Here is a 1,092-nt window from a genome sequence, read left to right as displayed (position 1 = left end):
CGAGCTTGAAAACCATTAAGTTTTATGGTTAATTAGCACACCGTTTCAATGACCATCAGATACCCCTAATTTTTTATGTGGAAAGCGCCAGCAGTCAATTTAAGTGCCCAACAACAACACGCCTTAGAGCACATCGTTAAGTCTCGAACCGGTCGCAGTGATCACCGCCAACGCGCGCAGCTGATTTTACTTTTTGGGTCCGGCGCCTCTAATAACCGGGCGGCAAAACAAGTCGGATTGGGCAGTAAACAGGCCGGATGCTGGCGAAAACGCTGGCTGGACAATCAAGATAAACTGAGCGCTATCGAGTCCACAGAAACTGCAGGCTTAAATAGCCTGATAAAAGCCCTTGAAACGTTGTTCAGCGATTTACACCGGAGCGGAAGCAAACCGAAATTCACGGCTGAGCAGGTGGCACAGATATTGACGGTCGCGTGTGAGGCCCCGCAGAAGAGCGAATGCCCACTCAGTCACTGGACATTACCGTCTTTGCGGCGGGAAGTGATTAAACGGGGCATTGTTGACAATATTTCGATCAGCCGGTTGCATGCTTTTTTAAAATACCGGGGCGCTGAAACCGCATAAAGTGGAAGAGTGGATTCATACACGCAAAGACCAGAAGGACTATGAGCAACGGGTAGAGGAGATTTGCACACTTTACCGACAGGCACCGGCATTACAGGCGCAAAATATCCATGTTATTAGTGTGGATGAAAAAACCGGTATTCAGGCACGGGAACGAATAGCGCTGACCCCGATGAAAGCCCATCAGGTGGCCCGGCAGGATTGCGAATATATTCGGCATGGCACGCAATGCCTGATAGCGAATTTGGACATTGCCAGCGGAAAAATCCTGCAACCCACCGTTCAGGACAGACGAACAGAGCAGGATTTTGTGGCTCATATTCGCCAAACCGTGGCACTCGATCCTTCAGGACACTGGATTTTTATCGTTGATCAACTCAACACACACAAGTCGGCCAGCCTGGTTGAATTCATTGCCGAAGCCTGTGGTCTTAATGAGGGACTGGGAGTGAAAGGCCAGTGGGGAACGCTTCAATCCATGGAGACACGCATGCAGTTTCTATCAGA

At 49.7% G+C, this 1,092-nt stretch carries 2 protein-coding genes; both read left to right on the top strand.

Translation table 11 applies throughout. From position 1 onward, the window contains the following. The first annotated feature begins 75 nt into the window (after window positions 1-75). The gene (locus Xinn_RS20950; RefSeq protein ID WP_086956853.1) at window positions 76-585 is read left to right on the top strand and encodes a helix-turn-helix domain-containing protein; all 510 of its coding nucleotides are present in this window, start codon (window positions 76-78) and stop codon (window positions 583-585) included. A 1-nt stretch (window position 586) separates the two neighbouring features. After that, the coding region (locus Xinn_RS20945) for a transposase (RefSeq protein WP_244590292.1) at window positions 587-1,092 on the top strand (506 nt) is incomplete at its 3' end.

This window comes from Xenorhabdus innexi, from assembly GCF_002632485.1.
In the GTDB taxonomy this organism is placed as follows: Bacteria; Pseudomonadota; Gammaproteobacteria; order Enterobacterales; family Enterobacteriaceae; genus Xenorhabdus; species Xenorhabdus innexi.
Note: the sequence above shows the minus strand (reverse complement) of the source record. Positions and strands in the feature narration are given on the sequence as shown.